This window comes from Acinetobacter sp. AG3 (assembly GCF_022343575.1).
In the GTDB taxonomy this organism is placed as follows: Bacteria; Pseudomonadota; Gammaproteobacteria; order Pseudomonadales; family Moraxellaceae; genus Acinetobacter; species Acinetobacter guillouiae.
This window is the reverse complement of sequence record NZ_JAKQZD010000001.1, coordinates 2,735,308-2,749,747: the sequence shown is the minus strand read 5'-3', so window position 1 is coordinate 2,749,747 and position 14,440 is coordinate 2,735,308. Positions and strand designations below refer to the sequence as shown.

General features: G+C 37.2%; 11 protein-coding genes. 6 read left to right on the top strand and 5 right to left on the bottom strand.

What is annotated here, in order from left to right; all coding sequences use genetic code 11:
• Positions 1 to 136: 136 nt before the first annotated feature.
• The 3 genes from L3V46_RS12890 (at position 137) to L3V46_RS12880 (ending at position 5,792) form a co-directional block, all read left to right on the top strand.
• Positions 137 to 3,271, top strand: coding sequence for a TonB-dependent receptor (locus tag L3V46_RS12890; RefSeq protein WP_239045899.1), 3,135 nt, complete (start codon positions 137 to 139; stop codon positions 3,269 to 3,271).
• Between the two features lie 202 nt (positions 3,272 to 3,473).
• Positions 3,474 to 4,235, top strand: a complete 762-nt coding sequence (locus tag L3V46_RS12885) for a Slam-dependent surface lipoprotein (protein WP_004820661.1) — start codon at positions 3,474 to 3,476, stop codon at positions 4,233 to 4,235.
• 66 nt (positions 4,236 to 4,301) lie between these two features.
• Positions 4,302 to 5,792 (top strand): surface lipoprotein assembly modifier, encoded by a 1,491-nt coding sequence (locus L3V46_RS12880; RefSeq protein WP_239045898.1) that lies wholly within the window; start codon positions 4,302 to 4,304, stop codon positions 5,790 to 5,792.
• Between the two features lie 133 nt (positions 5,793 to 5,925).
• Here L3V46_RS12880 and L3V46_RS12875 read toward each other — a convergent pair whose 3' ends face one another.
• Positions 5,926 to 6,621, bottom strand: coding sequence for an alpha/beta hydrolase (locus tag L3V46_RS12875; protein ID WP_239045897.1), 696 nt, complete (start codon positions 6,619 to 6,621; stop codon positions 5,926 to 5,928).
• Positions 6,622 to 6,822: 201 nt separating this feature from the next.
• Here L3V46_RS12875 and L3V46_RS12870 point away from each other — a divergent pair, with 201 nt between their 5' ends.
• Positions 6,823 to 7,719 carry an AraC family transcriptional regulator gene (locus L3V46_RS12870; protein ID WP_239045896.1) on the top strand — a complete coding sequence of 299 codons (897 nt, stop codon included), beginning with the start codon at positions 6,823 to 6,825 and terminating at the stop codon, positions 7,717 to 7,719.
• Between the two features lie 228 nt (positions 7,720 to 7,947).
• Positions 7,948 to 8,325 carry a hypothetical protein gene (locus L3V46_RS12865; protein WP_004820668.1) on the top strand — a complete coding sequence of 126 codons (378 nt, stop codon included), beginning with the start codon at positions 7,948 to 7,950 and terminating at the stop codon, positions 8,323 to 8,325.
• Between the two features lie 98 nt (positions 8,326 to 8,423).
• Here L3V46_RS12865 and L3V46_RS12860 read toward each other — a convergent pair whose 3' ends face one another.
• Positions 8,424 to 9,659, bottom strand: coding sequence for a pyridoxal phosphate-dependent aminotransferase (locus L3V46_RS12860; RefSeq protein WP_004721317.1), 1,236 nt, complete (start codon positions 9,657 to 9,659; stop codon positions 8,424 to 8,426).
• Between the two features lie 221 nt (positions 9,660 to 9,880).
• On the opposite strand from L3V46_RS12860, the gene L3V46_RS12855 reads away from it, so the two are divergent.
• Positions 9,881 to 10,060, top strand: a complete 180-nt coding sequence (locus tag L3V46_RS12855) for a hypothetical protein (RefSeq protein ID WP_004721316.1) — start codon at positions 9,881 to 9,883, stop codon at positions 10,058 to 10,060.
• A 101-nt stretch (positions 10,061 to 10,161) separates the two neighbouring features.
• Here L3V46_RS12855 and L3V46_RS12850 read toward each other — a convergent pair whose 3' ends face one another.
• The 3 genes from L3V46_RS12850 to L3V46_RS12840 all read right to left on the bottom strand — a co-directional run bounded on the left by L3V46_RS12850 (position 10,162) and on the right by L3V46_RS12840 (position 14,371).
• Positions 10,162 to 11,613, bottom strand: coding sequence for a GGDEF domain-containing protein (locus L3V46_RS12850; RefSeq protein WP_239045895.1), 1,452 nt, complete (start codon positions 11,611 to 11,613; stop codon positions 10,162 to 10,164).
• 187 nt (positions 11,614 to 11,800) lie between these two features.
• Positions 11,801 to 13,204, bottom strand: coding sequence for a GGDEF domain-containing protein (locus tag L3V46_RS12845; protein WP_239045894.1), 1,404 nt, complete (start codon positions 13,202 to 13,204; stop codon positions 11,801 to 11,803).
• A 387-nt stretch (positions 13,205 to 13,591) separates the two neighbouring features.
• Complete coding sequence (locus L3V46_RS12840) at positions 13,592 to 14,371, bottom strand: hypothetical protein (RefSeq protein ID WP_239045893.1); 780 nt, start codon at positions 14,369 to 14,371, stop codon at positions 13,592 to 13,594.
• Positions 14,372 to 14,440: the final 69 nt, after the last annotated feature.

Sequence of the window (14,440 nt, the reverse complement as noted above, 5' to 3'; positions counted from 1 at the left end):
GATCATTTAAATTTATTTTGAATAAACGGTTCCACTTTTTCATTTCTTGTACGTCATAGTAAGTAGAAGCAAATATTAAGAATACATTTAATTTAATATATTGAATGATTCTTATTTACATTTACTGGGGCGTAAAATGAGTGAAGCTGTTTGCGGTCAAAAGCATCCAAAATATTCTTTCAAAGTGACATCATTGGCATTGGCGATTCATCTCGTTTGTGTGGGTGTGGCAACAACAGTCGCGACACAAAGCAGTTATGCGCTCAGTACAGAAACGCAGTCATATCATATTCCAGCGGGTTCACTTGCCAGTGTTTTAAATACCTTTGCTGAGCAAGCGGGGACCTCGATTGCAATTGATGCAAATCAGCTCAAAGGTAAAAGTAGCTTAGGTTTAAGCGGACAATATAATTTAGAAAACGGCTTTCAACATATTTTAGCAGCAACCGAGTTTACTGTGGTGAAAGTAGGAAATGGCTATATATTGAAGCATGTGGATAAAGCTGAAATTAGACCCATACCAGTACAATCTCAGCCTATGACATCAGATCAAGAAAATGTCGTACAACTTAGCCCAATGACTGTTTTTGGTACAGTCAGTCGCGATACAAAAGGGCAGAATGATGTTTATGATCAAGATATTTCTAGCGTCTATGCCAGCAAAGAGCAAATAGAACGATATAAAGGTGCTCAGCCAGCAGACTTATTTAAGGGAATGGTCGGCGTATACAGTGGTGATGCCCGAAACAGTGGTGCTTTAGATCCAAGTATCCGTGGTGTTCAAGGACCAGGACGTGTTCCTGTCCTTATTGATGGGACAGAACAGGCACTCACTGTATGGCGTGGCTATAACGGTGCGAATAATCGGAGTTATATTGACCCTAATTTAATCGGTGGGCTACAAGTCATTAAGGGGCCTTCCATCACACGCAATGTAAATACAGGTGTGGGTGGTGCGGTCGTTATTCATACTCTAGCTGTAGATGATGTTTTAAAGGAAGGTAAAAATTTTGGTGGGGAGATAAAAGTAGAAACCAGCAGCAATGCAGTGAAACCTAGAGAACCACAACTATTAACTGGTCAAAGCATTTACGATAATCCAAATTATCCAGCTACAGGAACAGACTGGCAAGGCAATCCAGTGTTCGAGCCTTATTATGATCCATCCTTATTTAAAGTAGCACGACAAAATAAAGAAAATAATATTTATTCAGGCGATGATGTTGCAACACGTATTGCTTTGGCAGGACGTAGTGATAATTTTGAAGTTTTGGCTGCTTATGCTTATCGTAATAAAGGCAATCACTTTGCAGGGAAAAATGGCAGTGATTTTTATGATAAACCTGCCACAGGACGATTTAATTACGTTCCATACCTTGCCAAAGTTTACCCGGGAGGTACAGAAGTTCCCAATACATCCCTTGAAACAGAATCTTATTTGTTAAAAGCGGCGTGGAAACCCACAGATGAACAGCGTTTAGAGTTCGGTTATCGGGACAGTTCAATCATCAATGGAGAAATTTTACCTTCACGAATTGCTTGGGGTGAAGTCGTCAAAAATAAAGCAGGGGTACCACAATGGCCTTTAAGTCATATCGACTCTAAAGCCTATAACATGGAATACAAATATCAACCTCAAAACAATAATTTAGTCGATTTCTACGGCAATATTTGGCGGACTGATACTAAGAGTCATACCTATAGTTCAGGTGGATTTCCCAATGATACCAATGCAAACTTGGGTGTTTTTGTGAACAGTGCTACCGCAAACTCAGACAATACTCGCCAAGGAATGACCTTAAGTAATAAGTTTAAATTGCTGTCTAATCTGGGTTTAACTGTTGGGGGGAGTTTTCAAAAAGAAAAACTTAGTTCGGATGATATTTATAAAGACCCGAATATTAACGGAACAAATTCGGGTTATAGGATGTTACCGAGAGCAGGTCGTCGAGAAGAAAAAGAATTTAATTTTAACTTTGACTATCAACCTATCTCATGGCTGAATTTAAACGCAGGTGCAAGATATCAAAACTATTGGGCCTTTGATGATTTTCTTAATGAACGAGTCAATGCGGGTGATCCCCAGTTTAGCCTGATTAAAAAAGCCACGGCATTAAGTATGACTTATTTTACTAAACGCCCAAATATGACACCAGAACTTGAACAGCAAACACGAGAAAGTATTGAGGCTCTTGCTTTAGCGGAAGGTTGGACTGAGGAGCGCAAGCAGGCTCGAATTTTAAGTCGAATTTATCAGAAATCTAATAAAATTGATTACAAAATGGATAACCGTGGAAAATTAACCATTGCCAATAATCCCTTTTTAAATGGGACTTTAGTACAAGGTCGGGATTATGGATATTATTCTGGTAGTGGCATTCCTAGCGGTTATGAAGATATTGATTTAACCAAAACAGGTGTGCAAAAAAGCAAAGATCATGGTTGGACACCGACAGCGTCAGCAACGGTTAATTTTAGCCCCAATAGTCGAATGTATTTACGTTATAGCGAAGCTTATAGAATGCCAAGTATGTTTGAAAGCACGATTGGGTTTTCTGGAACCTTAAGTGGTTATAAGTTACAACCAGAGCATGCATCAAATTATGAACTTGCCTATGTTCATAATCTATCTGAGTTATTTAAAAACAGCAGTTATGCAGATATTAAATTGGCTTATTACTATAACAAAACTAAGAATGCGATTGAGCGTAGTCCAACTTTGGCATTTAGTAATGTCGATAGTCTTACTACAGAAGGGTTGGAACTGCAAAGTCGCTTTGACAATGGGCGTTTCTTTACTGACTTAAGTGCCAATTATCGTTTTAAAAATAAAGTTTGTGATGAAAACTCAGCGATGCTTTTAGGGGCGAGCCACCAGTTTTTATTAAATCGTTGTGTTGATGATGGATTTGTAGGCGGATATTTAGTCAGTATGGCAACCCCAAAATATTCAGTTAATTTAACACTTGGTGGACGATTCTTTGATCAAAAACTTGAAGTCGGAACTCGTGCGAGTTATCACCATAAGTATGAAAATCCTGAAACGAAAAACTATAACGATATAGAGATGAGTTATTACGCCAATACCCCTTTGGCATGGAACTCAATGACCATTGTGGATGCTTATATCAATTATCGACTTAAACAAGACACCTTATTTGAACTGGTGGGGACTAATCTCACTGACGAATTCTATATTGATCCATTAACTCGTTCGGCAATTGCAGCACCAGGTCGAACATTTAAGCTAAGCATTACCCATAAGTTTTAAGGAACTTAGAGGTAATTAACTAAATTTATTGCACTTGGTGTGCAATAAATGTGTGGAAAATAAGACACGTACTCCTTGATTTTACACTTGAATTTAAAAATTAAAATCAGTGCAGCACATGTTTTATTTTTAATGATAATCATTAAGACTTTTATTTTATTCTTAATGATAAAACTTTAAAACTCATATCGAGGAACTTAAAATGAAACTTCAATCTATCTCATTGGCTATTTTACTATCTGTTGGTTTAGTGGGTGTTGCACAAGCAGCTGTTGTAGGTGAATCAAGTGATATTGGTAACATTGTAGTTGGTTCTACAGGTTCACTTGGACCGACTCATCCAAACTCAGGTGTTGGTTTTGGTGTTAACACTCTTTATAACGGTGCAATTGTTGCATTCTCAGGTTTTAACGGCTATGCAGATGGGAATGGCGTTGTACGTCTAAGCCCGTACTTACCTGGGCTTCCAGCGTCTCATGCTGGGATTGGTTATGCTAACTATAAACAAGTGCCTACACAAGACGTTTGGTTTGGTGAGTGGAATGCCGAAGCCAAAGATGCCAGCGGTAAGCGTTTAGGTACGGTTGATCCAGCAACACACACTGTTTATTACAATGGTAAAGATGCGGATACCAGCGTACCGTCTACAGGTACTGCAAATTATAGTGTTCAAGGTGTCAATAATTATAATGGCTCTAATTTATTGTCAGGTACTTTTACTGCTAACTTTGCAACCAAACAGTTAACGGGTTCATTGAGCGATAGTTCACGTACCTTTAATTTGGGTACTGCAACAATTAATAACGACGCAACGATTAGTGGTTCAAATGCATCTTGGACGACTAATCCGTCAGCTGGTGCAGGGACAGTTTCAGGTCAATTCTATAATAGCCAAAGCAGCTTAGCTGGAATTGCAACATTTAACAATAATGTGCATGACGTTGCTTTTGGTGGAAAAAAATAATGTTTTAAATGAGAAAGGCTTACTTCGGTAAGTCTTTCTTTTTTATTCTATCTGGTGAGTTTATAGATGAAAAAAATAGTATTGCTTGGTGCCGTATTGCAGTGTGGACAATGTGTTTATGCAGCGGATGATACCAGTATCAGGTTAAATCAGGAAATTAGCCAACAGCAATATCAAAATGATAAGAAACTACTCAAATCAGAAGACCCTAAGAACACACAAGCATTACCGAATCTGATCATACAAGGTCAAGAATATGTGGTTAAGGATGAACCCGCAGAAGTTGCATATGCACTTTACTTGGCAGTGATGCAAAAACAATGGCAAGTGGCTTTAAGTTATCTTGAAAAATATAAAAAATTTCCAAATTATGATCAGGCTTTGACTGAGTTCGCTGAGGGTGTCATGGCACGAACACAGGGGAACTTAAGTTTAGCTGAGAGTAAACTTAAACATAGCCTAGAGATTCAATCCAATAATTTAATGACCCAACTTGAGCTGGCTCGTGTCTACACCGAACAACAAAAAAATCAGCAAGGTCAACAGTTATTTCAGCAGATTCAATCTCAACTTGCTCTGTCTACAGATCCCGCTGCCCACGGTATTGGTCAAACCGTAGAGATGTATCTCAAAGGGCTTAAACAACGAGATGAATGGCATGGTTCATTGGCGTTTGGTTCACGTTATGCCAGTAATGTTAATAATGCTTCCGATAAATACGACATCATTACGTATTATGGCATTGACCCTGAGACTAAGAAGGTCGTTCCTATTGAACAAGTAAAGCGTGGCACACCTGACGCGATCAGTGCGCAAGGTTTGGATTATGAAGCCACCTTAACTAAACGATGGTCGCTTTCTGGACAACATGGCATTGCATTGCGTGGATTATTCTATGGTCAAGTTTATCCAGAGCAGACTGATTATAATGAATTAACTTTTAATTTAAATGCGGGTTATAGTTATTACAACGAACGTAATCAAGTCTTGATTGCACCCGTATTTGAACATAAATACTATGCCCACGACCCGCTGTATAGTGCCTATGGGCTAAGGGGTGAGTGGATGCGTTTTATCTCCAACGACAAAGCTGTCAAGTTAGAAGCCGAAATGAAGGATATAAATTATTCCCAGTATAAAGGCCAAGATGGTTTGGAATATTCTGTCTATTCAACCTTTTGGAAAATTTTACCGAAAAACTGGACGCTATTTGGCGGGCTGGATTTTGTCGACCATAATACCCAAGAACAATATTTTACGGCTTATCAACAACAAGGCGTGCGTTTAGGCCTTTCCAAAAACTTTGACTCAGGTTTTAACGCAAATTTATTTAGTTCTTTCCGTTGGCGTCAATTTGATAAATTTACTCCAGTGTTGGAGGCTAGACGACATGATTTTGAACAAAATTATACTTTAATTCTAAGTGCACCACGCTGGGCTTTTTATGGTTTAACACCTAATCTCACTTATCAATATAATCAAAATAACAGCAATGTAGAGTGGCTATATTCTTATGATAAACACAATGTCAGTTTAAAGCTGGAGCATCGGTTTTAAAATATTGTAGAGGTTTTATTACTGAATTCTAATTTAGGCATTTATATAGCCAAGTTGAATTTCAATAAATCTAAGTTTTAAATGGGTCTAAGATATAGAGGAAATCCTTTGATTCCCTCTATTCATTCATCATTTATTGAGCCAGAAAACTGACAGCTTCCTCAATCAAGTCTGAAATTTCTTTTGGATGTGATGCCAAAGAAGCATGGCTTGCATCTAACGAAATCACTTTTTTTGCATTTAAGCGTGCCGACATGACTTTTTGATTTTCAGGGTGGATCATTCGATCTTGAGTCGAGATTTGATACCAAGATGGTTTCGTTTTCCATGCTGGCGTGGAAATCGTATCGGCAAATGTGCTTGCTACTGGCGCTTTTTGGGTGACACCCATTGCAAACCCTTCATCTTTGGTTAAATCCTGACAGAAACTTTCATGGAATTTATCTGCTTTAAGCCAGAGATAACCATCACTGTCTGGTTCTAAGTTTGGTGCAGCCTCAGGTAAATGTTGTTGAGTAATGCCACCAGGGCTTTCGTTTGAGTCCGGTGCAAAAGCAGCAATATAAACCAGACCTACGACATTTGCTTGATTGCCAACTTCAGTAATTACAGCACCACCATATGAGTGACCAACCAGAAGCACATCTCCTTTAACTTGCGCAATCATTTTTCTTGTTCGTTCAACATCTTCAGCCAGTGAGCTAAGCGGGAGTTCTACTGCACGTAATGATTCATATCCTCGGTGAGCCAGCTCAGTTACCACTTTACTCCAATGAGCAGCGCCTCCCCAAAATCCGTGTACGAATATAATTGTCGGTTTATTACTCATGTGTGTCTCCTAGCTAAATGCTATTGTATTTGTTGAGCTAAATGATTGAAGACTTTCTGTATAAAGATTGGATAGATATAGGATGTAATTTTTATACTCAAAAAAGCTTCTATAAACGATTATTCATGTTTAAATTCACTTTAACAATAACAGAAACACCAATGTTTTTGCAGAAACACTTTTTAGGAATTGTGACAAAAAATGAGAGATGAATATGCTGAAAAAAGTGCTTTAACGGATATATTCTTTGATATTTATCAGTTTGCAAAAATATCTGGTGAGATCTATGACTTCGCACGATTTACAGATCAACAACAGTTAAGCTTTAAACAGGATTACGCATATATCCATATCGTTCAGCAGGCGACATGCAGACTTAAAGTTGCATGCACTAATCTAGATCTGGTTTTAAAAGCAGGGGATATTATTGTTCTACCTTCGGCTGGAGAACACACGATTGAATTGCTGGATGCTGAAAACCAAGCAGCCGCTGTGATTAGCTGTATTTTTAAACTTAGTGGAATTTATGGCGAAGCCATAATCGAGGGGTTGCCTCACTATATCCATGTCCCATCGCACAATGATACTGATAAAATTGCAGAATGGGTGCCAATGACTGTTGCTGCGATAAAGCTTGAGCTTGAACATCCTAGCCTTGGTAGTCAAGTGATGCTTTCACGTATCATTGATCTTCTATTGGTGTGGTCAATACGGTTTTGGTTGGCAAAGGCAACCATTGAACATAAAAGCTGGATTGTTGCTTTACGTGATCCCACGATTAGTAAAGCATTATCTTTGCTGCATGATCGTCCTGCTTATGCATGGGATGTAGAAAATTTGGCTCAATCCACCCATCAATCACGTTCAAGTTTTGCTAAAAAATTTGTAGAACTGGTGGGAGTTTCACCAATTCAATATTTAAAAAATTGGCGGATGAGACTGGCAGGTCAGTTTCTAAAAGAGACAGACAAAAATATCTTTCAAATTGCTGAATTAGTAGGGTATAGCTCACAAGCAGCATTCACTCGTGCTTTTACACAAACATATGGATGCGCACCAAAAGTATTTAGAGCGTCATTGATACAAAGTGATCAATAAATACAAATGATCAAATTTAGTTTTTATGCTTTAAACGTGTTTTAACACTGAATCGTACTTAGCCAAACTGATCTGGAACAGCAATAAAATTTAAAGATTTAGGCTAGATTTCAGATTTTTATTAAAGACTTGCTTAGATTGGTTAATGTCATAAATGTAATTCCCAAGACCGTGAATTGTATAGTTTCGGCCTCTAGAATGAAATGATATCTCAATGGGAAGAATGACATGAAAACTTTAATCAGATTAGCTGTTATTGGTCTTTGTAGTGTTTCAAGTTTAAGTTTTGCATCACATCAAAATACGCAAGAAATACGCATTGATCACTTTGGTACAGGTAGCGATGGAGATAATACGTCAGGTCTTTTATTGAAAGAGCCAATAAAACTGGTGCCTTATTCAAAACTTGATCAAAATAAGGAGCCGAGAATTGAACATTATGGCACAGGCAATGATGGAGACAATACCACAGGATTATTATTAGTCGATCATGAAAAGTACTATGCGGCAAACACATCTACTGTGCAAGTTGATACTGTACGTATAGATCATTACGGTACTGGAAATGATGGAGACAATACCACGGGCTTGCTCCTCAAAGATTGATTTACAAAAAATATAGAAGCTTGTTGATAAGTAAGATCAACAAAGATAAAAAATGGGTGTAATTAATACACCCATTTTTTATTTAAACCAATCTCGTCTTATTGCGCTGCTTTTTCAGCTGCGATTGAAGCAATTGCTGCATCAACACCGTCAATAGAATCTGCAGCTTTTTTAATACGAGCAAGTGCATCAACAAGTACTTCATCAGCAGTTGCATAAGAAATACGCATATAGCCGCCTAAACCAAAAGCATCACCAGGAACAACAGCAACACCAGTTTCTTCCAACAACCATTCTGAGAATTCTGTGCAAGATTTTAAACCTTTTGCACGAATCAAAGGACGAATGTTGGCATAAGCATAGAATGCGCCATCAGCAGGTAAGCAGCTAATCCCTTGAATTTCATTCAAACCATTCACAACTAAATCATGACGACGTTTGAATGCCTCAATCATCGGTTGAAGTACATCCTGAGGACCATTCAATGCAGCTTCAGCAGCAACTTGTGAAATCGAAGTTGGATTTGAAGTTGATTGTGATTGGATTTTTTTCATTGCGCCAATCAATTTTGCAGGTCCTGCTGCATAGCCGATACGCCATCCAGTCATTGCATATGCTTTAGATACACCGTTAAGCACGATAACACGCTCATAAAGATCAGGCGCTACAGTCGCAATATTGTAGAACTCATCATCCCAACGGATCGGCTCATACATATCATCAGAAGCAACATAAACTTGAGGATATTTACGGAGCACTTCTGCTAAAGCTTCAAGCTCAGCTTTGCTGTAGATCATGCCTGTTGGGTTTGAAGGGCTATTTAAAACCACCAAACGTGTTTTGTCTGTAATCGCAGCTTCTAGTTGAGCAGGTGTAATCTTGAAACGTTGTTCTTCACCACATTTCACGATGACAGGAACACCTTCAGCAATGATCACCATATCTGGATAGCTTACCCAATATGGTGCTGGAATAATGACTTCATCACCTTTGTTTAACAAAGCAAGTGCTAAGTTAAAGAAAGACTGTTTACCACCACAAGACACTAAAATCTGATTTGCAGCATAGTCAAGATTGTTATCACGTTTTAGTTTCGCAATAATTGCTTTTTTAAGGCCTGGTGTACCATCAACAGCGGTATATTTGGTAAAACCGTTGTTAATCGCTGTAATAGCAGCATCTTTGATGTGTTGTGGGGTGTCAAAATCTGGTTCGCCAGCGCCCAATCCGATTACATTTTTACCCGCAGCTTTTAATTCAGCAGCTTTGTTGGTAACAGCAAGCGTTGGAGACGGTTTGATGGCATTTACACGATCAGAGAGACGTACGTCCACGGCATTATTCCTTCTTATAGGGATTAAAAAAATAAAAAGCACATTATCATAGCCTAATTTTTCATGTTTGGTCGTCTAATATCTATGCAAATTCAATAAATATTCATCAAAAGCAGAAATTAATGTATCAAGAGAATACAAATAAAAGCGAAAGTTTAAGAGCACTCGCATCAAAGCTGAAATTTACGTACAATATAGCCAGTTAAAATTGAGTGAATCACATGAGCACCCAAAATACTCCCAAAAAGAAGCCATTGGTGAATTTACCATTTCCAATGCCATCATCTTTAGAAAATGATGATGATGTTGCCCACAACAACGTCCGTCCTAAACCTGAGCAATATGCAGATCGTACTTGGATGCCACCTCGTGGTACACGCCGTTCGATGGGAAAACGCTAAGTGTTTGAGATATAAAAATAGGTGCTTGATGCACCTATTTTTATAATAAGAATTAAAAAGAATATTTTTATTAAGGTTATAACATTTATCCTTGTGGAATATTAAGCACTACCATTTAACATTTCCGTGACATATTCATAATAATTTTTTTTCTTTTGATACATCAATAAATCTGCACGTTTCAACATATTGTCTATACTTTCATTTGCAGATGTTGTTGCATAACCAATGGCAATACTAATAGGCTGTGACGAATAATATTGATTGTCGATATTGAGTAATTCTTCAATGGTCATAATCATTGATTCGACGGTCTGTTCATTTGCCGCTGGCATAAGAATCACAAACTCATCTCCACCAATACGGGAAGCAGTATAACTTGTATTGGCAATGGTACGAGTCAGGATATTGCCCATTCGTCGCAATAATTCATCACCAACATCATGACCTAACTGATCATTGATGGCTTTTAAACCGTTCATATCAATAAAAATGGCTGAAGTCGGACGCAATACACCACGTTCTAAACGATTAATTTCCTCTGTATAGAACGAACGATTGAATAATTTAGTCAGAACATCATGTTTACCCAGATATTCCAAATACGTTTCTGCTTTTTTCCGTGCAGTAATATCAGTCAATGCAACTTGCACTAGACTCCAGTCATGTTCATAGCCCGGGAAAACAGTAAATTGAAGTAATACATTTCGTACTGAACCATCCAGTGCATAATTTACAGCTTCACGTTGATGATGAATTTTACCATTCCAGAGTTCAATCAGTTGCTCACGGAAAGTTTGATACATCTCTTTTGCAAATACTTTGTTTAAGTTTTTAAACAGGGTTTCTTTGTCTTTGGCTTTAAATAAATCAAGGGTTGCTTGATTGACATCCAATAAGATGATGTCTTCTATACACTGGTTTACAAAGTCGGTATGCACATCTAAAAAGGTGCGAAAATCTTCGATACCAATTTCACGGAGTTGATCTATACGGAGTCTTACACGGCTAAAATCTTCAACCCACAATGAAGTCGGCGAGTAAATAAAGCGAGATTCTGCCAGTTGGCGATTTTTTTCTTCTAAACGGCGCGCATTCTGATAGTCAGTAATATCTTCAGTGGTGATTAAAACCCGGTCTAAACTGATTTCTGAACCTGGCATGATGATACCACGTAATTTGATATCTAATTTTTTCCCTGAAATCGTGTAATTGACTGTGGTATTTGAAAACTCAGCTTCTCCATTCCAAAGCGCTACCAGCTCTTTGATATGTGAGTGCAGCATTTCTTTCTGAAAAATAATATTTAAGTTCTGATACAGGTGTTGCTGATTTCTGGCTTCAAATAAATCTAAGGTTTTTTTATTGACATGAAGAATCTTAATTTTATGTGCGCAAGCCGTAATCTGATCTGGATTTTCTTCTAAAAAGCTTTGAAGATTTGTGATTCCTTGGCCTTTCCACTGATTAAATTGTTCTCTTACTTCGCTATAGTCCTCTATCCACATCGGGGTAGGTGATATATCAAAAATAGAAGAATCAGAAAATTCCATTATAAGATTCTCGTGTGTTGAGCGGTGATCTAGAATGTTTGAAATATATCCTAAAAAAGAGCGATATAAAATAATAAAATCTAAGTTATTTATTACTTATTGTATTTTATGATCGCTGGTTATCCTTTCATTGGATTTACTTTGATGTTGTTTATTTTTAATTAATTTCTTTAATTCTTAAAAGGCATTAATCCGTATTTAATAAATAATATGCTTGCTTATCTTGATACATAATTTGATCTGCTTTTTTTAATAACTCATCAATATTTTTATAATGGCTTGTTGTCGCATAACCAATCGCCACATGAATTGGATGTTGAGGATTGTTCACTCGATCTATCTCTAATTCTTGTTGAATGATCTTCAGTAATGTTTCTATATGCAGATGATTTGATTCAGGCATAAGAATCACAAATTCATCACCCCCAATGCGTGAAACAGAATAAGGTGTTTTGATGGTGGATTTTTTTAACAGGTGTGCAAAACGTTGAATCAATAAATCACCAACATGATGTCCCTGTAAATCATTCACTCTTTTTAAGCCATTGATATCTAGGTATATGCATGAAAGTGAATTAAATTTTTGAGATTGTAAACGTTGAATTTCACCGATAAAAAATGTTCGATTATATAACTGCGTTAATTGATCATGTTTACTGGCATGTTGCAGGTGATCTTCTAATTTTTTTCGTTCAGTTAAATCGGTAAAGGCAATTTGCACGGTATCCCAGTTATGTTTTGAATCTGGAAAAATAACAAACTGTTCGTGTACATGCAGCAAATCTCCATTGATTGACTGGTATTCACATTCTCGTTTAAGTTGATGATGATCATTCCATAAGTGTAATAATTGTTTATGAAAATTTTGTTGATAATTCTCTCTAAAAATATGATTTAAATGCTGATAAAAATGTTGTTCATTGTCGGCATTAAATAAGTCCAGTAAAGCTTGATTTACACCCACTGATCGGATGCTTTCAAAACAAAGAAATAGAAAATCTGGATTTTGCTGAATATATTGATCTAAGTCCGTGACATTATTCGCTACTAATTGATTAAATAATGATTTTATTTTGCTGTAGTCTTTGACCCAGAGGGCAGTGGGCGAATGCAAAAATAGGGATTCTGCAATCCGACGTGCATTTTGACACTGAGAGATATCTTCCGTGGTTAATAAAACTCGATCCCAGCTTTGTTTCGCATCCGTTAAAATATTGGCTCTGAGTTGGATATCAATTTTTTTGCCTTTGCAGCTAAGGTTGACCACTTGAATTGAGCAATCTGTTTCTTTATTCCAAAGCGCTGAAAAAAATTGGATATGTAATAGTTCAGTATTTTCTGTATGCATTTCTGGAAATTTTTCTAAAATCTCCGCTAAATCATGCGCTTCATATAAAACCAGTGTGCTTTTATTGATATGAATGGTACGAATCGCCGCCAAACAGGGTTTTAAACGGTTGGTATCTTCCAATAGATGTTGCTTAATATCGGAAATACCTTGCGCAGTCCATTCATCAAATATTTTTTTTATACCACTAAAATCTTGTAGCCACATGGCAATTGGAGACAAATCAAATATTGTTAAATCCATTTGCTCCATATATTTTCCAATTTCTCTTTTATTAATTTAGGGGCTGTTGACATTTCATAAATGGCTTGCGTTGTAGGCTAAAATTGAGCAGACAAGGCATGAAACGATGAGAATAGCGAGACTATTTTCGAGTGTCATAACGTAGGCTGAGATAATTTTAGCCACAACCCTTCGGGACTTGTGTGTTTTTTGCCGCTACGTGTTACCTTGCGAAACGATGTTTCTCATCATTTAGAATGACTAAATTTCGTATTTCGTGCCTAGTGTCGCCTAAAAAACACACGTAGTCGCAAACATAGACGAATTGTTAACAACCCCTGTTTAACTATATAACATAAGCAAAAACTTAACATAAATAGTTGTTCAATTAAAAATAATCAAAGCATTTTACTTTTTAGCCCGATGTTCTGCTTTTGGTGCAGCAATGGTACGCTGACCAGTCCATACTGCAATAAAGTCTGTTTCATTTAAATTATAAAGTTCTAAAAGCGCTAAAATAGCCCCTCCAAAAATCATTGAACCTTCTGAATTAGACTGAAATTCAAATATTTTTCCATTTAAATTGTGCAGTATATCTTGTATTTCAAAAATACGATCTCGACCATTACTGTCGTTAGGATACATTGGCGTATTGAGAATAATCGTAGCAAGGCTTTTTTCAGCTTCAGTTAAATCCAAGCTTTGAATCTTTTGCTCTATATCTGAACTAAAAATGACCTCATCAGTTAAAAAACTATGCAGTAATTTTTGCGTGAGCTTAGGCAAGGTTTTTTCTACAAATGGACGGAATGAAGCAGGGAAGATCACATTGCGTGAAATACCTTTAAACATCGGCGCGATTTCTTCGACTTTATAGCCTGCAACACCACAACCTACTGAAGTAATGAAATATTTCAACTTCGGGTGATTTTTTGTATAGATTTTAAAATCATCAATATAGTGTTGAATTTGTGAAAGTGGCATTTGTTGTAAATGTTCATTCATGGTCGGTATAGCAAAACTTTGTCCTGCCCAGCCACGTCCAACACCTTTGGTTGCGCCAAAATGTAAATGTGCTGTTTTTGCCGCACCGCCTTGATGAGTGCCCGCCATATTACTACCAAAAACAAACACAGTATCTTCTGGCAAAGTTTTGATTATGCTTTCATCATGATAGTGATATGTCATGTTTTTCAATCTTTTAATTGGCTTGTTTCCATGTTGCTATTGAAATAAAAAAGGGTCAAGGTATTTGTT